Here is a 19206-nt window from a genome sequence, read left to right as displayed (position 1 = left end):
TCTTGGTAATGAATAGGAGAGCCGCAGTGAAGACCCACTCGCATCGTATTTTGGTGATGGGCGTGTCCGGCTCCGGAAAGTCGCACATTGGTCACCAGTTGGCGTTGACTCTGGGTGCCACGTTTATCGATGGCGATGACTATCACTCACCCGCCAATGTGGCCAAAATGGCCAGTGGCAAGCCGCTCAACGACGATGATCGGAGTGAGTGGTTGGACACCTTGGCGGCGCTGTTTGCCGAGTATCGGGCAAGGGGGGAGTCACTGGTGATTGCCTGCTCCGGATTAAAAAAGCGCTACCGTGATCGGCTGCGGCAAGGCGACCCAGCGCTGCAGATTCTCTATTTAGAGGGCAGCCGGGAGCTACTGCTTGAACGGCTTGAAACCCGGGCTGGACACTTCTTCAAAGGCGATACCATGTTGGCCAGTCAACTGGCCGACCTGGAACCGCCCAGTGAAGAGGAGGCCTTCAATGCCTCGATTGCCTTATCGCCCCAAGCGATCATTACGCAATTTGCTGCCACGCTACCGACGCCCAGCCGCTCGCCCATTTAAAGGAAGTAAGTTAAAGGAAAAATAAGCATTGGGGTCAGCTTTAGGGAAGACCTCAATGCTTACACCTTGAATAAGGCAGTTACTTTTTGAAGAAAAAACGTCCCACCCTGCAGGATATTGCCGACCACGTAGGGGCTACCAAAATGACGGTAAGCCGCTGCCTGCGTGACCCTGAAACGGTCTCGGAAGGCCTGCGCGAACGCATCTTCTCGATTGCCGAACAGATTGGTTATATTCCCAACCGTGCGCCGGATCTGCTTTCCAGATCGACCAGCCACTCTATCGGGGTGCTGGTACCATCGCTTACCAACCAGGTATTCGCCGATGTTATCCTCGGTATCGAAACGCTGACGGAGCCGGCGGGGTATCACCTGATGCTTTCTCACTATGGCTATAGCCCAGAGCTTGAAGAGCGCAGCCTGGCATCGCTGCTCTCCTATAATGTCGACGGCATCATTCTGTCAGATCGTGACCACACTTCGCGCAGCCTGCGAATGCTGGAAACCGCCGGTATTCCGATTGTAGAAATCATGGACACCCACCGCCCTCCGCTACAGCAGGCGGTGGGCTACGACAACGTTCAAGCTGCCTACGACATGGTCAGCGAGATGATCTTACGGGGTCGACGCCAGGTGATATATCTGGCGGTACGCTTGGATGAGCGTACTCGCCAGCGCGAACAGGGCTATCGCCGCGCCATGGAAGAGCACGGCTTGACGCCCGTTACCCTGCAGAGCGCCCAGCGCTCCTCTTACAGTGTGGGAGCGGCGCTGCTGCAACAGGTGATCACTGACTACTCCACGGCGGATGGTCTGTTCTGCACCAACGATGACGTCGCGGTTGGGGCCTATTTCGAGTGTCAGCGGCGGGGCATTGACGTACCAGGGCAGATGGCGCTGGCGGGCTTCCACGGCCACGATGTAGGCCATGTAATGACACCACGCCTAGCCAGTGTGGTCACCCCCCGTCAGGCCATCGGTGAAGCGGCTGCGGGGGAGCTATTAGCGCGGCTTCGCGGTGAGAAGCAGACCCAAAAAGTGGTTGATTTGGGCTATCGTATTGAAGTGGGGATGACCTTATAAAGCGCGTTATCAAGTAGCCGTTAGCGGCGTAAATGACTAAAGTAGCCTTTTACTTTTGTCGCGAGGCCGTCGTGCAGATTACTCAACTCAATATTTACCCCGTCAAATCGCTAAAAGGCATCAGCGTGACTCAAAGCGAGCTGCAAGAGCACGGGCTAGCCTGGGATCGCCGCTGGATGCTGGTAGACGCGCAGCAGCGTTTTGTGACCCAGCGCCAACTCCCGGCGCTTGCCACCGTTGAGGTCGCGCTGACCGATGAGCACTTGGTGCTGTCGCATCCTAACGTCGAGCCTATGAGCGTACCGCTGGCCGAGCCAGAGGGAAATTTGCGCCTGGTCAGCGTGTGGAATGACCACTGCAAAGCTCTGCCGGAGAGCGATGAAGTATCGCGCTGGTTGGTCGCCGCCCTAGGCGAGCAGGTTCAGGGGTTTAGCATGGTGCGCTTTGCTACCGAGTTTACCCGTGCCGTTGAAGAGGATTTCCTTGATGGCGGGGCGGCGCATACCTACTTTTCCGACGGTTACCCTTTTTTGGTTGCCACTACGGGGTCGTTAGACGCTCTAAATCAAGCGTTAGTGGCAGGCGGGCATGCTCCTGTGCCCATGAACCGCTTTCGGCCCAATATCGTCGTAGAGAGTGACGAGGCGTGGGCGGAAGATCGCTGGGCAACGTTGACTGAGCAAAATGGCACCTTTCAGCTAGCGTTACGTAAGCCCTGTAAGCGCTGCAAAATCACCACCATCGATCAGCATACGGCGGCAGTGCCTGCCCCTGCTGAACCGCTAAAAACCTTGATTGAACTCAATACGCAACCCAACCTTAAAGGCGCGCATTTTGGCCAAAATGCCACGCTGCTTGAAGGCGCAGGCAGCGTTATTCGTGTGGGGGATAGACTGGCGGCGGCGACTCGCGACGCTTAATGCGCAGCAGCTTAGTGGCAATCGCCGTGCCGATAAGGGTTATCACCATACCGGCGATAATCTGAAGGTTGAGCGTTTCGCCAAGCAGCAGATAGCCCCATATCAGCGCGCTCACCGGCACCAGAAAAGTGACCGTTGAGGTGGCAGTAGCGCCCGCGCTGGCGAGTAAGCCAAAGTAGAGCAGAAAAGCCAGCGTGGTGCTAAGCGCAGCCAAGGCCAAGGCATTGCCCCACGCCAGTGGGCTAATGGGTTCGCTTGGCCACAGCAATATGCCGGGAATCATCAGCACCAGCGCCGACATGGCGCTGCTGCCTGCGGCCAGCACACGGGTTGGTAGATGGCCAAGGCGTGTTTTTGAGTAGTTGCCCGCAATACCGTAGCAAAACGTGGCGCCTAAAACGGCCAAAATGAACCAGCCGTCGCCGCCCAGGGCAAAATCGAGCCGATCGGCAGAGAGCACATAAACACCCAGGAGTGCCAAGGCAAGTCCTAGGTACTGCTGGCGCTGTATCGCGGTAGCGAAGAATAGCGCACCAATTAGTGCAGTGAAAATCGGCGTGGTGGCATTAATCAGCGAGGTAAAGCCCGCTTCAAGGCGCGTGGTGGCAAGTGCCAGCAGTGAAAAAGGCAGTACGTGATTGACTACCCCTAAAAACAGCAGCGGCCCCTTATGCTGCCAGATGAGTCTCAGGTAGTGCAGGCTGATCAGCAGCGGCATCAATAGCAGCGCGCCAATGCCCATGCGCACCAGCACTAAAGGCACTGCACCGAATTCGGGGGCGGCCACGCGCATAAAGATAAATGACAGGCCCCATAGCGAAGAGAGCAGTATCAAGCGCAGCGCATCAGCCGACGACATGGCAAGTCCTTAACGTTCAAGAGGTGATCCAGTTAGGTAGCTAACTAGCTTAAGGCCGAATAGAAGGGGATGGAAGTGATTGAAGCACGGGTTCGGCAGAACAGGAGAAAATCAGCTACGCTGGTTAGGTGGTCGAGCGGCAACTGCCGTTAGGCCTTGTCTGATAACATGTCTATGCATAATCGCACACACAAGGAGTTGTTCATGGATCGTAAAGCTAGCGCACGTTGGGAAGGTGGTCTCAAGGATGGTAAAGGCACCGTTTCAACCGAAAGTGGCGTTTTAGATGCCAAGTACTCCTTCAGCAAGCGCTTTGAAGATGAAAAAGGTACCAACCCCGAAGAGCTGATTGGCGCAGCGCACGCCAGCTGTTTCTCAATGGCGCTCTCAATGATTTTGGGCGAGAAAGGCTATACCGCTGACGCCATCGAAACCAGCGCCAAAGTGACTCTTTCCCAAAGCGATGCTGGGTTCAGTATCTCGAAAATTCACCTGGACGTGGAGGCTGAGATCAGTGGCGCTGACGACGCCGCATTCCAGGAAGCAGCGGAAACGGCTAAAGCGAATTGCCCAGTTTCCAAAGTACTTAATGCGGATATTAGCATGACGGCTAAACTGAAGTCCTAAATTTTTTAGACTGTGATTTGCTTATAAGAAGATAGTTTTTTAATAGAGATGGCTCGCGTATAAACAGTGTGCGCGAGCCATTTTGTTGACTAAACTAATTTTAGCCTCTTAGGTGTTTTTTTAAGTTATAGGCATTAAAAAAGCCTTGGCAATTGCCAAGGCTTTTATTTACTGACTGGTGCTTATTTGTTGTCTTCGTCTTCGTTGCGATTGTACTCTTCAGCTGCTTCTAGCGCATCTTCTGACGCATTAACGGTGATGACATAATCATCGTCATCTTCGTTTTTGGTCAGCTCAAGCGAGTCCCATTTAATAGCGACGTTTTTCTCGCCCATACCTAAGAAGCCACCAACGCCAACAACAACAGCATTGATCTGGCCGTCTTCACCGATTACCAGATCAGTGATGGTGCCGATATCTTCGTCATCTTCGACGCTGCTTTTGACTTGGTTGCCGGTTAAAGCGTCAGCATGGAAAGTGTTTTCTGGCGTTTCCGTCAGGTAAGTTGCTTCCATGGTGGTGGTACTCTCTTCAGCATTTACACTGCCAGCGGCAAACATAAAGGCCGGAACCATGAGTGTACCTAGAATAGCGGGTTTGATCGTTTTCATTTTGCTTGCTCCTTGCGATTTTATTGGGCTTAACGACTCCGCGTAACAACCCGAATAAATCAATAGTGGCGGTATTGGCTTCGTCTAAAATAAGCGATAGCAACGCCGATACTATTATTCCTAAGTGTGTTAATTACCCTGGTTATTTAATGCACTAGGATAATTGACGCTATCTTGCGCTTCACTGCGCCAAGACGACTATCAGGTTAGTCGCTGTGTTCAAAAATACAACCTTTCAAGTGAAACTTTTAAGTAACATAACCGCTGCTGTTCCGCCCTCATGGGCCTACACCGCGCCTCGTGCGGCAGTCTGTCGAGTTGACCCGCCTTCGCTCAGTGTTCATATTCGTCTCCAAATGGCTCGCTTTTTATCCTTGGTTTGATAAAAGTGAGGTCACATAAAAAGGAGAATCCTGACCATGACTTCCCACCCTTTGCAGATTATTAAGCAGCTCTGCGTCAGTAGCGTTGCGCTAGGCGCTTGGCTATTAGCCTCAAGCGCAGTGGCCGATAGCAGCGAGCTGCCTAAAGGGCATTTTCTGCTGCCTGTAGAGGGCAATATGGTGGGCCAGGTGTATACCGTCACGGCGACCGAAGAGGATACGCTGCTGGATATTGCCCGGGCACACAACGTGGGCTACGAAGAAATTCGTATGGCCAACCCGGATACCAGCCTATGGGTACCGGGAGAAGGCACCGAGGTGACGATCCCCGGGCAGTATATTCTTCCCGATGAGACGCGTAGCGGCATTGTGATTAACGTGGCAGAGCTACGCCTTTACTACTACCCCGAGGTAGCAGAGGGCGAGACGCCGCGGGTCGAAACATACCCTATTGGTATCGGGCGGGATGCTTATAACACCCCGCTGGGAATTACCGAAACCACCATGCGGCTTGAAAACCCGGCCTGGTATCCACCTGAGTCGATTCGTCGTGAAGCCGCCGAGCGGGGCGAGCCAGCCCCAGCGGTGGTTCCCCCTGGCGCCGATAATCCCTTGGGTGAATACGCTATTTTGCTGGATATTCCCGGTTACCTGATCCATGGCACTAACCAGCCAGATGGCATTGGTATGCGTGCCAGCCGTGGCTGTATACGAATGCACCCGGAAGATATTGAGTCGGTCTTCTGGCGGGTACCGGTAGGCACCCAGGTCAATATTATCGATTCACCAATCAAAGTCGGCTGGGGTGAAGGGGGGAAGCGTTACATACAAGCCTTCACTGCGACGGATGAGCAAGTATTTGGTATGGAAACGCTGTTAAACGTTGTTGGCTTAATTGAAAAGCATGACGGTATTGGTGCCTCCAGCGCCAACTACGAGCAGGTAAGTGAAATATTAGAGCGAGCGAATGGCCAGATTGTGCCGATTAGCTAAACGATCGTGCAGCGCTAGCGTGCTGGATCCAACACCCCACCCAGCGATGCATTGCGCCGAAACCAGCCCGCGATGCTGGTACGCGGGCAGCGAGTAGGCAGTACTTCGTGGGGAATGGTCTCAGACAAGAAGCAGGCGAAGGTACCCGCTTCGGGTACCACCCGGGCGACCTCTTGGCTGGGGTCGTCCGGATGGTAGATCACCATCTCACCGCCACCGTCGCTGGGCCAGTCCGGCGTCAAATAGCCGACCGTGGATATCACGCGGTTAGCGCGACCACGAAAGCTATCCAGGTGGCGCTGATAAAAAGCCCCCGGCGGGTAGTGGGCAAAGTGGGCTTCGTACTCAAATAAGCCCAAAAACAGCGCGTGGTTAAGCGCCTGCTGTAGCTCGCTCATGGCGTCTAAGTAACGCCGCTGGGCAGCGCTTTCTCGATCAAGCCAGTGAATAGCGTCACCGCGGATATCTTTACGCAGCAGGTGCTGTTGACCGCGGCCAATGCCCGCTTCATCCAGTCCGTTATAGGCCGCCCGGTGTAGAAGCTCATTATTCAGCGCGCCGCATAGCTCCAGGTCAATAACCCCGCGGCCCACATACCAGCCCTGTTCAACCAGCGCATCCACAAGAGCGACCTGCGTCGTGGGCTGAAGCGCAGGTGAAGATGTAGCAACACTGGGTGTCATTGGTTGGATCTCGATGGCGCCGAACTGGAAACGGTTGTCGAGGGTGTCGATAGGCGGTTTTTGCGCTCAGGGTGGTGGCGCAGCGGCCCCTGGGGGCGCTGATATAAATCAATTGGCATACCGAAGCCCTCGGCCAGTAACTCGACCAGCATCATGGCAGATAATCCCCAGATCACATGGCCGTCCACATGATAGCTGGGCACGTAGTGGGCAACGCCATCCACGGTAATCACGTCGGTATGGGTGCGGTGATCGTCTAGAAAGTGACTTAGCGGCACTTCAAAAATAGCGTCTAGCTCGCCGGGGTCGGCAATCAGCGGTAAATCCGGCGGAATAATGCCCACCCAGGGGGTAACGCGAATACCGTGCAGCGAAATAACGTCCGACAGCCGCCCCAGGGGTTGCACCAGAGCGGGGTCGAGGGCAATCTCCTCTTCTGCCTCGCGCAGTGCCGTGGCGTAAAGGTCGCTATCAAAGGGCTCGCGCTTGCCGCCTGGGAACGCCACTTGGCCGCTATGGGTGCTCAAATGGCTGGCCCGCCGGGTAAACAGCAAGGTAGGCGCTGGGCGCTCGACAATCGGCAACAGGACGGCGGCCTCGGGCATCACGATGTGATCCAAGCGTTGAGGAGTCAGCTGTTGCAGCTGTTTACGCAGTTTCTCTAACATGGGGTATCCCGTTACTTTGTTCTCTTTTACCCAGCAGCGGTCATTGGCGTCAAGCGCGTCGAGGCTTCTATTCACTAGCCGTTGAGAATACGCGATGAACTTTTGCAGCCAGTGTGGTGATAAAGTACGTTTTGCCGTCCCGGAAGGCGATGACCGGCCTCGCTACTTGTGCGATGCCTGCGGCACGATTCACTACCAGAACCCTCGCATCGTGGCCGGCACGCTGCCCGTCAGCGGTAGTAAAGTACTGCTCTGTAAGCGGGCGATTTCACCGCGCAAAGGCTACTGGACACTGCCCGCCGGCTATATGGAAAATGCCGAATCAACCCAGCAGGCAGCTTCCAGAGAGACCCGTGAAGAGGCCTGTGCCGAGGTCGAACTGGCCAACCTCTACACCCTGATTGACCTGCCGCATATCAATCAGGTTTATATGATTTTTCGTGCCGAGCTAGTCGGCGGCTTCAGCGCCGGGCCGGAAAGCCTTGAAGTCGCGCTGTTCGAAGAGCATGAAATCCCTTGGGATGAGCTGGCCTTCATGACGATTGAACGCACCCTCAAGCATTTTTACGCCGACCGCCCCCGCAATGAATTTCCGCTGCATATCAGCATGGTAACGCCAGAAGATCGTGAGCGTTACTTTGGCAGTGCGTAATACTTTATTTAAAAGTCTGGTTATAGGTCGGCGAGTTGCCACACATCATAAGCGACTTCTTCGTAGGGGTGGGCAAGCTTCAAGGCCGCGATGGCGCCGTGAATGTGCGCTTCATCGCAGAGCAGTTCGACTTTGAACTCTTCGACCTTTTCCAAACTGCCCACCGAGCCGATGTGCGGGTGGGCGCCTTCCGTTGGGCGAAACTGCCCCGTGCCTCGGGTTTGAAAACAGGCGTGTTCGTACGCCCCTATACGCCCGGCTCCGGCTTCGAATACCGCCTGCTTAACGCTTTCGGCATCTTCTACGGGGACAAAAAATGCGAGCTTATACATACTGTACCTCCAAACGATCAATCCAGTGTGAAACGTTGAACTCTGGCTATGTTAGCGGATAGGCGACTACTGGTCGCGGGCTTGGCTTTGTATGATGATGCTTTTATGACGTTTACCCACGACTGTTAGATGAGCCATCCTATGGATAAATTTGAGGTAAAGCTGGATCAGGCGGCCAGAGCCGCGTGGATGTCCTATGTAGGTGGAATGACTCAGGATGAGATCGCCAGCCAACTGGGTGTCTCAAGACCCGGTGTGCAGCGTTTATTGGCGTTGGCTCGCCAGGAGGGGTTAGTCAAAGTACATATTGATCATCCTATCTCTAACTGTATGGCGCTGGGCAGCACGCTGCGTGATCACTTTGGCTTGACCTTCTGTGAAGTGGTACCTGCCGATAGTCACGCAGCCGACGGCGCCGCCTCCTACCTGGCAGTCGCCGCTGCCGAGCGCATTGCGCAGCTGGTTGAACGCAGCGAACCGTTGACTCTGTCGCTAGGCACCGGGCGTTCGGTGCGGGCAGCGGTGGAAGCACTTAGTCGTGTTGAGCGGCCCCAGCATCGCTTTGTGTCGCTGGTGGGTAATGTCGCCCGAGATGGTTCGGCCAACCGCTACGATGCAGTAATGGTGATGGCGGATAAAACCGGTGGTGAGCGCTTTTTACTGCCCGCGCCGGTGGTGGCAGAGTCGCTGGCTGAAAAAGAGGCAATGCTGGCCCAGCGTCTCTTTACGGCGATTGCCGATGTGGCGCGGCAGTCAGAAGCTGCCTTTATCGGCGTTGGGCGCATCGACCGCCAGGCCACGCTGTTTCAAGACCATTTTATTAGCGAAAGCGAGCTGGATGAACTGCTGGGACTGAAAGCGGTAGGGGAGTTGCTAGGCTGGCCGCTGAACCGTGACGGCGAGGTGATCGACTGTTCGATTACGCGGCGAGTTACCAGCCTTCCCCTGGAACGTTTTGGTAAGCATCATATGGTGGCGATTGCCGGTGGCCGCGAAAAAGCCCCGGCGATTCACGCCGCGTTGCGCGGCGGCTGGCTGAAGGGCTTGGTGACTGACGAAGTGGCTGCTCGGCAGATCGTTGAAGCACTCTAGGGCTTTCAAACCGCTCTAGGTCTTTAAAACCTAAGTGGGTGCACTGCAACATGCGCTAGGGGTAATGAATTAGCGTAAAGTCTAAGCTAATCGGCTTTGCTTTTTTTGGGCTTACGTACGATCATTTGTTCGATAGATGATCAATAAGATCAAGGCGACAACAATGCCAATACCAGCCCATAGGAGTGCTTTATGCGACTCGCACGTCACTTGCCCGTTACCACGCTAGCGGCCGCCATTGCCATGTCGGGCCATGCCCAGGCGCAAACCGAAATTACCGTGGCTACGGTCAATAATAACGATATGGTGATCATGCAGAGCCTCACCGAGGCTTTCGAAGAAGCTCACCCCGATATCACCCTGGACTGGGTGGTGCTCGAGGAGAACGTGCTACGTCAGCGGATGACCACCGATATTGCCACCGATGGCGGCCAGTTCGACGTGATGACCATCGGCACTTACGAAGTGCCTATCTGGGCAGAGCGCGGCTGGCTGTCCCCCCTGGATAATCTGCCCGACGACTATAACGAAGACGATCTACTGACCTCAGTGCGCGATGGTTTGAGCTTGGATGGCACGTTGCATGCGCTGCCTTTCTACGCCGAAAGCTCAATGATGTACTACCGTCAGGATCTGTTTGAGAAAGCGGGTATTGAAATGAGCGATCAGCCCACCTGGGAAGAGGTGCGTGAGTGGGCGGGCGAGCTGCACGGCAGTGAAGAGGGTGTAGCAGGGATCTGCCTGCGTGGTAAACCAGGTTGGGGCGAAAACATGGCCTTTGTTTCCACACTGGTGAATACCTACGGCGGTCGCTGGTTTGACGAAGAGTGGAACCCTGAACTCAACTCTGAAGCCTGGGTCAACGCTATCCAGTTTTATGTCGATCTGCTCAACGACTATGGCCCGCCAGGCGCTAGTTCCAACGGCTTTAACGAAAACCTGGCGCTGTTCTCCCGCGGTAATTGCGCGATGTGGGTAGATGCCACCTCGGCAGCGGGCAAGCTGTATGACGGCAATGAGTCCGATGTGGCGGACAGCTTAGGCTTTGCCCCAGCACCCGTGGCAGAAACACCCAAAGGCTCACACTGGTTGTGGTCCTGGGCGCTAGCTATCCCAGCCTCTTCAGAGAATCAGGAAGCGGCGCTTGAGTTTATTACCTGGGCGACCTCACAAGAGTACATTGAGCTGGTCGGTGAAACCGAAGGCTGGACCAGCGTACCCCCAGGCACCCGTGAGTCGACCTACGCCAATGAGCAGTACACCGAAGCAGCCCCCTTTGCAGACTTCGTGCTGAAGGCTATTCAAGACGCCGATCCTACCGACTCCACCCTGGAGCCCAATCCCTATGTGGGCGTGCAGTTTGTGGGCATTCCAGAGTTCCAGTCGATCGGCACTCAGGTAGGCCAAACCATTGCCGCGGCGTTGACCGGTGACACCACGGTGGAGCAGGCGCTAGACAGTGCTCAGCGTGCCACCGAACGCACCATGCAGCGTGCCGGTTATCTAGACTGATGTGACCCGCAGTGCCTGCCTTGGCTAACCCGGCAGGCATTGCCCCCACACTGTTTCTGCAGGTATTTCCATGAATAAAACACGTGCTTCTGGCCGGACGGTCGGCGGGCTACGGACGCTTTCGCTTCAAGCGCCTGCTGTAACGTTGCTATTGCTTTGGATGATTGTGCCACTGGGTATGACGCTATGGTTCTCCTTCCAGCGTTATAACCTGCTAATGCCCGGTATGACTGGCTTTGCCGGGTTGGAAAACTATGAATACCTTCTCACCGACCCTGCCCTATGGGCCGCTATGGGCAACACGCTGTTGCTGGTGGGATGGGTACTGGCGATTACCGTGGTGGGCGGTACCCTGCTGGCGGTGCTGTTTCAGCAGGAGTTTGCGGGACGCGGGATCGCTCGTGTGCTGGCGATCTCACCGTTTTTTGTAATGCCCACCGTGAGTGCCCTAGTGTGGAAAAACATGATGATGCATCCCTCTAACGGGGTGCTGGCGTGGTTGTCTGAGTCCATTGGCCTGCCCGCTGTCGATTGGTTCTCCTCGCTACCGCTGACGTCGATTGTGATCATCGTTGCATGGCAGTGGCTGCCATTTGCACTGCTGATTCTGCTTACTGCCATGCAATCGCTGGATGAGGATCAGGTGGAAGCGGCGCGGATGGACGGCGCAGGGCCGGTGGCGATTTTCTTCTTTATCACTCTGCCGCATCTAAAGCGTGCCATCAGCGTGGTGATCATGATTGAGATGATCTTCCTGCTGACCATCTTTGCCGAAATTTTCGTCACCACCTCCGGTGGGCCTGGCTTGGCGACGACCAATCTGGCTTACCTGATTTACATTCGTGCGTTGCTGGATTTTGACGTAGGCACTGCCTCCGCCGGTGGGGTGATTGCGATCATTCTCGCCAATATCGTGGCGATCTTCCTGGTTCGTATGGTAGCCAAGAACCTGGAAGATTAGACCGGCACTTGTGTCTTGGGAGTACTTCGATGACAACATTAAGTTCCAAAACCGCAGCGCCACGCTCGGTGTCAGGGTGGCGGTCGGCGCAAAGCAAGCGCATCTTGCTGACACTTTTGGGGTGGTCGGTGGCGCTGGTGATCTTCTTTCCGATTTTCTGGATGATCCTGACTGGCTTTAAAACAGAAACAGCGGCGATTGCCGACCCCTCGCTGATTTTTTCGCCCACCTTAGAGAGCTACCAGGATGTGCACGCGCGTTCCGGCTATGCACGCTTTGCGCTCAACAGCGTTGCGGTGGCATTTGGCTCAACGTTCTTCGCGCTGCTGATTGCGATTCCTTCAGCCTATGCCATGGCCTTTTTGCCCACTAAACGCACCAAAGGCACGCTGCTGTGGATGCTCTCAACCAAAATGCTGCCCTCAGTGGGCGTGCTGGTGCCGATTTATCTCATTTTCCGCGACGTTGGTCTGCTCGACACCCGCACCGGGCTAATCATCATCTATACCCTGATGAACCTGCCGATTGTGGTGTGGATGCTCTACACCTTCTTCAAAGATATGCCCAAAGACATTCTTGAAGCAGGGCGTATGGACGGCGCCTCCACCCTCCAGGAAGTGTTCTTTCTGCTGCTGCCACTCACGCTGCCGGGTATCGCCTCAACGGGCCTGCTATCGGTCATTTTGAGTTGGAACGAAGCGTTCTGGAGTCTCAACCTAACGACCTCAAGTGCTGCGCCGTTAACCGCCTATATCGCCTCATTCTCAAGCCCTGAGGGGCTGTTCTGGGCCAAGCTGTCTGCCGCTTCCACCATGGCCATTGCGCCGATTTTGATACTCGGTTGGATGACACAAAAACAGATGGTGCGTGGCCTGACCTTTGGTGCCGTCAAGTAAAGGATCTTCCTCATGGCAACACTACAACTGAACAATATTACCAAGCGTTTCGGCGACACCGAGGTCATCAAGGGTATCGACCTTGAGGTTAATGACCGAGAATTTGTGGTCTTCGTTGGCCCCTCCGGCTGCGGTAAATCGACCCTGATGCGCATGATCGCCGGGCTGGAAAGCGCGACGGATGGCGATATCTTGATCGACGGTCAGCGTATCAATGACGTTGGCCCTGCAGACCGTGGCCTCGCCATGGTGTTTCAAAGCTATGCGCTTTACCCGCACATGACGGTAGAGGGCAATATGGGCTTCAGCATGCGCTTGGCCGGAGTGCCCAAGGAGGAGCGTCGCGCCAAGGTGCTGGAGGCGGCCAAGATTCTACAGCTAGAGCCGCTGTTAGACCGCAAGCCCAAAGCGCTCTCCGGCGGTCAGCGCCAGCGGGTGGCTATTGGCCGTGCGATTGTGCGTAACCCCAGCATCTTCCTGTTTGACGAGCCGCTCTCCAACCTGGATGCCGCGCTGCGAGTGCAGATGCGTATTGAGCTGGCGCGTCTGCACGATGAGCTGGACGCCACCATGATCTACGTCACCCACGACCAGATCGAAGCGATGACCATGGCGGATAAAATCGTTGTGCTCCACGACGGCGTGGTCGAGCAGGTGGGCTCGCCCATGGCGCTCTACCATCATCCGCGCAATCGCTTTGTAGCAGGTTTTATCGGCTCGCCGAAAATGAACTTTCTGCCGGTAACGCTGACCAGCGTTTCGCCTGAAGGCGTAGGGATTCGTATGCCCGGCGGCGGTGAACGCAGCGTGCCGGTGGACGGTCAGCACCTGGAGGCCAACGCCCCCCTTGAGCTGGGTGTTCGCCCGGAACACTTAGTGCTCGAAGAGCAGGGGCCCCTGAGTGGCGAGATCAAAGTGCTGGAGCGGCTAGGTGGCCAAACCTCGCTTTATGTCCAGATGGACGACGAACTCATCACGATTATGGCCGATGGCGACGTGGCCTATCGGGTCAACGATACGGTGCATTTCGGCTTTGCCCCTGAGCGCGCCCACCTGTTTGACGCTGGCGGCCTGGCCTTGCCCAGCTTGCAACAGCATCCCTTGGCAGGGCTAACCCGACACGATAACCGCGCGCCCGGTTCGCCTTCTGAGGAGCCTGCATGAGGACACTCATCTTTGACTGCGATGGCGTGCTGGTCGACAGCGAGGCGCTGGCTGAAGGTACGCTGGTGGAGTACCTCTCCCGCTGGCTGCCCGATCTGAATATCGACCAGGAACTAGGCCAAGCGCTGGGGATGACCACGGCGGCTATTCTTGCTCATCTTGAAGCGTTAAGCGCCCACACGCTGCCGTCTGATGCCACCGAGCAGGTGGATACTGCTATCGAGGCCCGTTTGGCGCAGGAGCTTAAAGCTATAGACGGCGCCGACAAGGCGGTTCGTGGCATTACCTTGGAAAAGGCGGTGGTTTCCAACAGTCGACGCAGTCGCGTATTGGCATCACTGGCAAGCACAGGGTTGGCCGATGCGTTTGGCGAGGTGCCCATTTTTACCGCTGATCAGGTAGCACACCCCAAGCCCGACCCCGCACTCTACCGATTGGCGGCCTCTCACTTAGGCCAAATGCCGCGGGACTGTCTAGTGGTAGAAGATAGCGTGGCCGGGGTGACGGCCGCCCGTGCCGCGGGAATGTGCGTGATTGGGTTTGTCGGCGCCAGTCATGTGGATGTTGATCAAGCGGCGCGCCTTACTCAAGTCGGCGCCTGGCGTATTTTAGAGCATATGCACGGCCTGGAAGCCCTGGTGAACGAGTGGCAAGCCAAGGCTTCCAGCTTTTCGCCTTAACGAGAGCATGACGATGAAACTAAACAACAAAATCGCGGTGATTACCGGCGGCGCGCGGGGTATCGGCTTGGCTATTGCTCAGCGTTATTTAAGTGAAGGCGCCAGCGTAGTAGTGGCCGATATTGATCGGGCCGCTATTGATGATGCTTTAGCGACGCTGCAGCAGCAGGCGCCTGCCGAAAAAGTGATGGGGGTCGAGCTGAATGTCTGCGATCAGGCCTCGATTGATGCCATGGTTAAAGCGGTAATAGAGCGTTTTGGCGGCATCGATATTTTGGTCAATAACGCTGCCATCTTTGATATGGCGCCGGTGCTTGAGGTGACCGAGGAGAGCTTCGATAAGCAGTTTGCGGTCAATACCAAAGGCATGTTTTTTACCCTGCAGGCGGTTGCCCGTTCGATGGTGGCCCGTGGTCAGGGGGGCAAAATTATCAATATGGCCTCCCAGGCAGGTCGCCGCGGTGAAGCCCTGGTAAGCGTTTACTGCGCCAGCAAAGCGGCTGTCATCAGCCTTACCCAATCCAGTGGTTTGGATCTCATCAAACACCGCATCAACGTTAACGGCATCGCCCCTGGCGTGGTGGATACGCCAATGTGGGAAGAGGTCGACGCGCTGTTTGCCCGTTTTGAAAATCGCCCGCTTGGCGAGAAGAAGCGCTTAGTGGGCGAGGCGGTGCCGTTTGGGCGAATGGGCCTGCCGGAAGATCACACCGGCGCGGCGGTGTTTTTGGCCAGTCACGACAGTGATTACGTGGTCGCCCAGACACTCAATGTCGATGGCGGCAACTGGATGAGCTGAGGTGGCCATGACCCCTGATCTTGATGCCTTAGCACAACAGATTATTCATGCCGCCGAAGGTGCCACGCGCTACCTGGTCGCGCTGGCAGGGCCGCCGGGTGCGGGGAAATCCTATCGCAGCGCCCAGCTCTGCGATGCGATTAATCAGCACCTGCCGGGCCAGGCCGGACTGGTGCCCATGGACGGCTACCACTTCGATAACGCTGTGCTGGGCGAGCAGCAGGTGCCGGTAAAAGGCGCGCCCCATACCTTCGATATAGAGGGGCTGCGCTGCGACCTTGAACGCATCCGCCAAGCGGCTCATCCGGTAGCGGTACCGGTTTTTGACCGCCCGTTGGATCTCGCCCGTGCCGGTGGACGACTGATCACCCTTGAACAGCGTATCGTCATTGTCGAGGGCAACTACCTGCTGCTTGACCGCTCCCCCTGGCGCGAACTGCGACCGCTGTTCGATTGGACGCTATTTCTAGACGTCGATGATGTCGTGCTAGTCGATCGATTGATCAATCGCTGGCTTGAGATGGGCCAGGATCGCACTGGTGCGCTGCAGCGCACCCACCACAAAGACATGCTTAACGCTCAATTAGTGAAGAGTTGCTGTTTGCCGCCTGATCAGCGCTGGCGCTAGTACTTTGTGTTAGCCCCTTTGTTTTAGAACATTTGTTTTAGCCCATTGATAGCGTCATTTGTTACCTGCCTTTATTCACCCCATCGCGCCAAGAAGGCCTTGGCTGGAGAGTCCCATGACCCGTCTTAATAATCACAACCTGGGCAAGCTAACCGACGATGTTGCCAAACCTCAGTATGACCGCCAAACGCTCACACCCGGTATCGTACATATTGGGGTTGGGGGCTTTCACCGCGCCCATCAAGCAATGTATTTGGATGCACTGATGAACCAGGGCGAGGCGCTGAATTGGGGCATTGTCGGCGTAGGAGTGATGCCTGGCGACAAACGCATGCAGCAGGCGCTGGCAGCGCAGGATTACCTCTACACCCTGGTGGTGAAACACCCTGATGGCCAGTATGAGCCGCGGGTCATTGGCAGCATGGTGAATTACCTGTTTGCACCGGAAGATACCGAGGCAGTGATTGAGCAGATGGCTGATCCGGCGATTCGCATTGTTTCGCTGACGGTGACCGAAGGCGGCTACAATTTTCACCCGGTGAGCGGCGAGTTCGATCTCAATAATCCCCAGGTGCGCGCCGATCTTGCTAACCCCACCCAGCCCACTACCAGCTTCGGGCTGGTAGTGGAAGCGCTTGTCCGCCGCCGTGCGCGGGGCATTGCGCCGTTCACCGTGATGTCCTGTGATAATATTCAAGGTAACGGCGATGTCGCTAAACGTATGTTCGGCGCCTATGCCCAGGCGCGGGACGCCGAGCTAGGCGCCTGGGTTGCAAGCGAAGTGGCGTTTCCCAACGCCATGGTGGATCGTATTACCCCGGTAACGTCGACCACGGATATTGATGAACTGAGTCAGCGCTTTGGAGTAGAGGACGCCTGGCCGGTAGTCTGCGAACCCTTCACTCAGTGGGTATTGGAAGACCACTTCCCCCTTGGCCGCCCGGCGTTTGAAAAGGTAGGCGTTCAGGTCGTCGAGGACGTTGAACCTTACGAATTGATGAAGCTGCGGCTGCTCAATGCCAGCCACCAGGCGCTGACCTATTTTGGCTATTTAGCCGGATACCGCTACGCCCATGAGGTGTGCCAAGATCCGCTATTCGTTGATTTTTTATTGGGCTATATGCGCGAAGAGGGCACGCCGACCCTGGCGCCGGTGCCGGGGGTTGATTTGGAAACCTACCGCCTAACGCTGATTGAGCGCTTCGCCAACCCACAAATCAAAGATACCCTGGCACGGCTCTGCGCCGAGAGCTCTGACCGCATTCCTAAATGGCTAGTGCCGGTGATTCGCCAACAGTTAGCACAAGGTGGTGAAATAGAGCGCAGCGCCGCCGTAGTGGCCAGCTGGGCACGCTACGCTGAAGGGGTGGACGAGCAGGGCGAGCCCATCGAAATTGTTGATCGCTTGAAAGCGCCGCTCATGGCGATTGCTGCGGAGAACCGCCAGCGGCCAGCGGCTTTTATCGAAAACCGCGAGCTGTTTGGCGACTTAATCGACAGCACCCGTTTTGTGGAAGCCTATTTAACTGCGCTAAGTTCACTGCACGAACGTGGCGCACGCGCTACGCTAGAGGGTCTGGCGTCGTCCAAAGGAACAGTGTGATGTATATCGGGGTAGATTGCGGTACCCAGAGTACCAAGGTAGTGGTGGTAGACGTTGAGCGGGGCAAGATTCTGGCTGAAGCAAGCCGCCCTCATCACCTGGACGAGGGCGAAAATGGTCGCCGAGAGCAGGCACCCGCAGAGTGGTTAGCTGCCTTGAAGGCGGCGTTTTTTGCCGCGTTGGATAAAGCTGCTGTATCGGCTAGCCAAGTGCGCGGCATTGGTGTCTCTGGTCAGCAGCATGGCATGGTCGCGCTCGATGGCGAAGGCGTGCCGGTCTATCCCGCAAAGCTGTGGTGCGATACCGAGACCAGCGCCCAGAACGCTGATTTAGTTGCTCGACTGGGTGGCGAGGCAGGCTGCTTAGAGAAGCTGGGGTTGGTGCTGCAAACCGGCTATACCGCGTCTAAAGTCGCTTGGCTGCGCGAGCATCAGCCGGATGCGTATCGGCGCATCGAGAGCCTGCTACTGCCACACGACTACCTCAACTTCTGGCTTACTGGCGAGCGCCTCACCGAGGCGGGTGACGCCTCCGGTACTGGCTATTTCGATACCCGCAAGCGTTGCTGGCAGCTCGATGTTTTTGCTGAAATTGCTCCTGAGTTAGACCCTCATCGGGTACTTCCTCGCGTGCTGGAAGCCCATGAGTCAGTAGGCGTTGTGCGCCCGGCGGTGGCCCGCGAACTTGGGTTGGGTGATCAAGTGGTTGTCTCCTCCGGCGGTGGTGACAATATGTTGGGCGCCATTGGCACCGGCAATATTACCCCGGGGCTCATCACGCTGAGTTTAGGCACCTCCGGCACCGTTTGTGCTTACTCGGCGATGCCTGTTGAGTGCGATAGCGCCATGGTCGCCAACTTCTGTTCCAGCACTGGCGGCTGGCTGCCGCTGATCTGCACTATGAACGTCACTTCGGCCACCACGCGGGTACGCGAGCTGTTTGGCTTGGATCTGGCCGCGTTTGGCGAGAAAGTGGCCAGTGCGCCGATAGGCGCCGAAGGCGTTACCGTATTACCGTTCTTCAACGGCGAGCGGGTGCCGATGCTGCCCGACGCCTCCGCGGACTTCCTTGGCCTGACCAGCCTGAATACCACCCAGGCTAATTTGTGTCGGGCCGTGGTGGAGGGGGCCACTTTCGGGCTACGCTATGGGCTGGAATTGTTGGGTGATTTAACCGCTGGAGCCAGCCAGATTCGTTTGATCGGTGGCGGCGCTAACAGCCCCGTATGGCGGCAGATGGTAGCGGATATTACCGGTACCCAAGTGATTTGCCCCGAGATAACCGATGCAGCGGCGCTTGGCGCGGCCATACAAGCGGCTTGGTGTGACCAGCGTTCAGAGGGCGTAACTCTGGAGGCTCTGTGTGAGCGGCTCGTCCATTTGGATGCCAAGTCGTTGGCCAACCCACAACCAGAAAATGTGGCCGCCTACCAACCGATTTATGCGCGATATTGCGCAGCACTTGAACAACGCCATGGCGGCGCTTAAAAGCATATCAAGGAGATTTT

General features: G+C 56.3%; 21 protein-coding genes. 16 read left to right on the top strand and 5 right to left on the bottom strand.

Translation table 11 applies throughout. The features are described 5' to 3' along the window. Positions 1-26 precede the first annotated feature (26 nt). The 3 genes from HALA3H3_RS00980 (at position 27) to HALA3H3_RS00970 (ending at position 2556) form a co-directional block, all read left to right on the top strand. Positions 27-554, top strand: coding sequence for a gluconokinase (locus HALA3H3_RS00980; RefSeq protein WP_022520512.1), 528 nt, complete (start codon positions 27-29; stop codon positions 552-554). An 86-nt stretch (positions 555-640) separates the two neighbouring features. After that, positions 641-1636 carry a gluconate operon transcriptional repressor GntR gene (gene gntR / locus HALA3H3_RS00975; RefSeq protein ID WP_022520511.1) on the top strand — a complete coding sequence of 332 codons (996 nt, stop codon included), beginning with the start codon at positions 641-643 and terminating at the stop codon, positions 1634-1636. A 71-nt stretch (positions 1637-1707) separates the two neighbouring features. After that, entirely contained in the window at positions 1708-2556 is an 849-nt protein-coding gene (locus tag HALA3H3_RS00970; protein ID WP_041158127.1) for an MOSC domain-containing protein, read from the top strand. Here the strand turns inward: HALA3H3_RS00970 and HALA3H3_RS00965 are convergent. Further along, positions 2510-3415 (bottom strand): DMT family transporter, encoded by a 906-nt coding sequence (locus tag HALA3H3_RS00965; protein ID WP_022520509.1) that lies wholly within the window; start codon positions 3413-3415, stop codon positions 2510-2512. The two genes, HALA3H3_RS00970 and HALA3H3_RS00965, sit on opposite strands and share 47 nt — an antisense overlap. Before the next feature lie 204 nt (positions 3416-3619). Here HALA3H3_RS00965 and HALA3H3_RS00960 point away from each other — a divergent pair, with 204 nt between their 5' ends. Then, the gene (locus HALA3H3_RS00960) at positions 3620-4042 is read left to right on the top strand and encodes an OsmC family protein (RefSeq protein ID WP_022520508.1); all 423 of its coding nucleotides are present in this window, start codon (positions 3620-3622) and stop codon (positions 4040-4042) included. A gap of 182 nt (positions 4043-4224) precedes the next feature. Here the strand turns inward: HALA3H3_RS00960 and HALA3H3_RS00955 are convergent, their stop codons facing one another. Further along, a complete protein-coding gene (locus tag HALA3H3_RS00955) occupies positions 4225-4653 on the bottom strand; it encodes a PRC-barrel domain-containing protein (RefSeq protein ID WP_022520507.1) in 429 nt (142 codons plus the stop codon). A gap of 419 nt (positions 4654-5072) precedes the next feature. Between HALA3H3_RS00955 and HALA3H3_RS00950 the strand changes: the two genes are divergently transcribed. Further along, on the top strand, positions 5073-6029 hold the full coding sequence (locus HALA3H3_RS00950; RefSeq protein ID WP_022520505.1) for a L,D-transpeptidase family protein: 957 nt from the start codon (positions 5073-5075) through the stop codon (positions 6027-6029). A gap of 14 nt (positions 6030-6043) precedes the next feature. On the opposite strand, the gene HALA3H3_RS00945 is transcribed toward HALA3H3_RS00950, so the two are convergent. Together HALA3H3_RS00945 and HALA3H3_RS00940 are read right to left on the bottom strand one after the other, a co-directional pair. Further along, positions 6044-6712, bottom strand: coding sequence for a 2OG-Fe(II) oxygenase (locus HALA3H3_RS00945; RefSeq protein WP_022520504.1), 669 nt, complete (start codon positions 6710-6712; stop codon positions 6044-6046). Beyond that, positions 6709-7380, bottom strand: coding sequence for a CoA pyrophosphatase (locus HALA3H3_RS00940; protein WP_022520503.1), 672 nt, complete (start codon positions 7378-7380; stop codon positions 6709-6711). Before HALA3H3_RS00940 ends, HALA3H3_RS00945 begins: the two co-directional genes overlap by 4 nt. Before the next feature lie 94 nt (positions 7381-7474). Between HALA3H3_RS00940 and HALA3H3_RS00935 the strand changes: the two genes are divergently transcribed. Then, positions 7475-8032 carry an NUDIX hydrolase gene (locus HALA3H3_RS00935; RefSeq protein ID WP_022520502.1) on the top strand — a complete coding sequence of 186 codons (558 nt, stop codon included), beginning with the start codon at positions 7475-7477 and terminating at the stop codon, positions 8030-8032. Between the two features lie 20 nt (positions 8033-8052). On the opposite strand, the gene HALA3H3_RS00930 is transcribed toward HALA3H3_RS00935, so the two are convergent. Then, positions 8053-8364 (bottom strand): YqfO family protein, encoded by a 312-nt coding sequence (locus HALA3H3_RS00930; RefSeq protein ID WP_022520501.1) that lies wholly within the window; start codon positions 8362-8364, stop codon positions 8053-8055. 141 nt (positions 8365-8505) lie between these two features. Here HALA3H3_RS00930 and HALA3H3_RS00925 point away from each other — a divergent pair, with 141 nt between their 5' ends. From HALA3H3_RS00925 to xylB, 10 genes are all read left to right on the top strand, one after another. Then, the gene (locus tag HALA3H3_RS00925) at positions 8506-9456 is read left to right on the top strand and encodes a sugar-binding transcriptional regulator (RefSeq protein WP_022520500.1); all 951 of its coding nucleotides are present in this window, start codon (positions 8506-8508) and stop codon (positions 9454-9456) included. A gap of 192 nt (positions 9457-9648) precedes the next feature. Beyond that, positions 9649-10968 carry an ABC transporter substrate-binding protein gene (locus HALA3H3_RS00920; protein WP_022520499.1) on the top strand — a complete coding sequence of 440 codons (1320 nt, stop codon included), beginning with the start codon at positions 9649-9651 and terminating at the stop codon, positions 10966-10968. Between the two features lie 70 nt (positions 10969-11038). Continuing rightward, on the top strand, positions 11039-11929 hold the full coding sequence (locus HALA3H3_RS00915) for a carbohydrate ABC transporter permease (protein WP_009287276.1): 891 nt from the start codon (positions 11039-11041) through the stop codon (positions 11927-11929). Positions 11930-11958: 29 nt separating this feature from the next. Then, a complete protein-coding gene (locus HALA3H3_RS00910) occupies positions 11959-12825 on the top strand; it encodes a carbohydrate ABC transporter permease (RefSeq protein WP_022520498.1) in 867 nt (288 codons plus the stop codon). A 12-nt stretch (positions 12826-12837) separates the two neighbouring features. Beyond that, a complete protein-coding gene (locus HALA3H3_RS00905) occupies positions 12838-13989 on the top strand; it encodes an ABC transporter ATP-binding protein (RefSeq protein WP_022520497.1) in 1152 nt (383 codons plus the stop codon). Continuing rightward, positions 13986-14669 carry an HAD family hydrolase gene (locus HALA3H3_RS00900; RefSeq protein ID WP_022520496.1) on the top strand — a complete coding sequence of 228 codons (684 nt, stop codon included), beginning with the start codon at positions 13986-13988 and terminating at the stop codon, positions 14667-14669. Before HALA3H3_RS00905 ends, HALA3H3_RS00900 begins: the two co-directional genes overlap by 4 nt. A gap of 13 nt (positions 14670-14682) precedes the next feature. After that, positions 14683-15468 (top strand): L-iditol 2-dehydrogenase, encoded by a 786-nt coding sequence (locus HALA3H3_RS00895; protein WP_053856844.1) that lies wholly within the window; start codon positions 14683-14685, stop codon positions 15466-15468. Between the two features lie 7 nt (positions 15469-15475). Next, on the top strand, positions 15476-16096 hold the full coding sequence (locus tag HALA3H3_RS00890; RefSeq protein ID WP_022520494.1) for a nucleoside/nucleotide kinase family protein: 621 nt from the start codon (positions 15476-15478) through the stop codon (positions 16094-16096). A gap of 115 nt (positions 16097-16211) precedes the next feature. After that, on the top strand, positions 16212-17699 hold the full coding sequence (locus HALA3H3_RS00885; protein WP_022520493.1) for a mannitol dehydrogenase family protein: 1488 nt from the start codon (positions 16212-16214) through the stop codon (positions 17697-17699). Continuing rightward, positions 17699-19186 (top strand): xylulokinase, encoded by a 1488-nt coding sequence (gene xylB / locus HALA3H3_RS00880; protein ID WP_022520492.1) that lies wholly within the window; start codon positions 17699-17701, stop codon positions 19184-19186. Before HALA3H3_RS00885 ends, xylB begins: the two co-directional genes overlap by 1 nt. Positions 19187-19206 lie beyond the last annotated feature (20 nt).

This window comes from Halomonas sp. A3H3, assembly GCF_000982975.1.
Lineage (GTDB): Bacteria > Pseudomonadota > Gammaproteobacteria > Pseudomonadales > Halomonadaceae > Vreelandella > Vreelandella titanicae.
Note: the sequence above shows the minus strand (reverse complement) of the source record. Positions and strands in the feature narration are given on the sequence as shown.

Coding starts and splice junctions, on each gene's coding strand:
- HALA3H3_RS00965 (WP_022520509.1), bottom strand. CDS start 3,415: ATGTCGTCGGCTGATGCGCTGCGCTTGATACTGCTCTCTTCGCTATGG.
- HALA3H3_RS00960 (WP_022520508.1), top strand. CDS start 3,620: ATGGATCGTAAAGCTAGCGCACGTTGGGAAGGTGGTCTCAAGGATGGT.
- HALA3H3_RS00955 (WP_022520507.1), bottom strand. CDS start 4,653: ATGAAAACGATCAAACCCGCTATTCTAGGTACACTCATGGTTCCGGCC.
- HALA3H3_RS00950 (WP_022520505.1), top strand. CDS start 5,073: ATGACTTCCCACCCTTTGCAGATTATTAAGCAGCTCTGCGTCAGTAGC.
- HALA3H3_RS00945 (WP_022520504.1), bottom strand. CDS start 6,712: ATGACACCCAGTGTTGCTACATCTTCACCTGCGCTTCAGCCCACGACG.
- HALA3H3_RS00940 (WP_022520503.1), bottom strand. CDS start 7,380: ATGTTAGAGAAACTGCGTAAACAGCTGCAACAGCTGACTCCTCAACGC.
- HALA3H3_RS00935 (WP_022520502.1), top strand. CDS start 7,475: ATGAACTTTTGCAGCCAGTGTGGTGATAAAGTACGTTTTGCCGTCCCG.
- HALA3H3_RS00930 (WP_022520501.1), bottom strand. CDS start 8,364: ATGTATAAGCTCGCATTTTTTGTCCCCGTAGAAGATGCCGAAAGCGTT.
- HALA3H3_RS00925 (WP_022520500.1), top strand. CDS start 8,506: ATGGATAAATTTGAGGTAAAGCTGGATCAGGCGGCCAGAGCCGCGTGG.
- HALA3H3_RS00920 (WP_022520499.1), top strand. CDS start 9,649: ATGCGACTCGCACGTCACTTGCCCGTTACCACGCTAGCGGCCGCCATT.
- HALA3H3_RS00915 (WP_009287276.1), top strand. CDS start 11,039: ATGAATAAAACACGTGCTTCTGGCCGGACGGTCGGCGGGCTACGGACG.
- HALA3H3_RS00910 (WP_022520498.1), top strand. CDS start 11,959: ATGACAACATTAAGTTCCAAAACCGCAGCGCCACGCTCGGTGTCAGGG.
- HALA3H3_RS00905 (WP_022520497.1), top strand. CDS start 12,838: ATGGCAACACTACAACTGAACAATATTACCAAGCGTTTCGGCGACACC.
- HALA3H3_RS00900 (WP_022520496.1), top strand. CDS start 13,986: ATGAGGACACTCATCTTTGACTGCGATGGCGTGCTGGTCGACAGCGAG.
- HALA3H3_RS00895 (WP_053856844.1), top strand. CDS start 14,683: ATGAAACTAAACAACAAAATCGCGGTGATTACCGGCGGCGCGCGGGGT.
- HALA3H3_RS00890 (WP_022520494.1), top strand. CDS start 15,476: ATGACCCCTGATCTTGATGCCTTAGCACAACAGATTATTCATGCCGCC.
- HALA3H3_RS00885 (WP_022520493.1), top strand. CDS start 16,212: ATGACCCGTCTTAATAATCACAACCTGGGCAAGCTAACCGACGATGTT.
- xylB (WP_022520492.1), top strand. CDS start 17,699: ATGTATATCGGGGTAGATTGCGGTACCCAGAGTACCAAGGTAGTGGTG.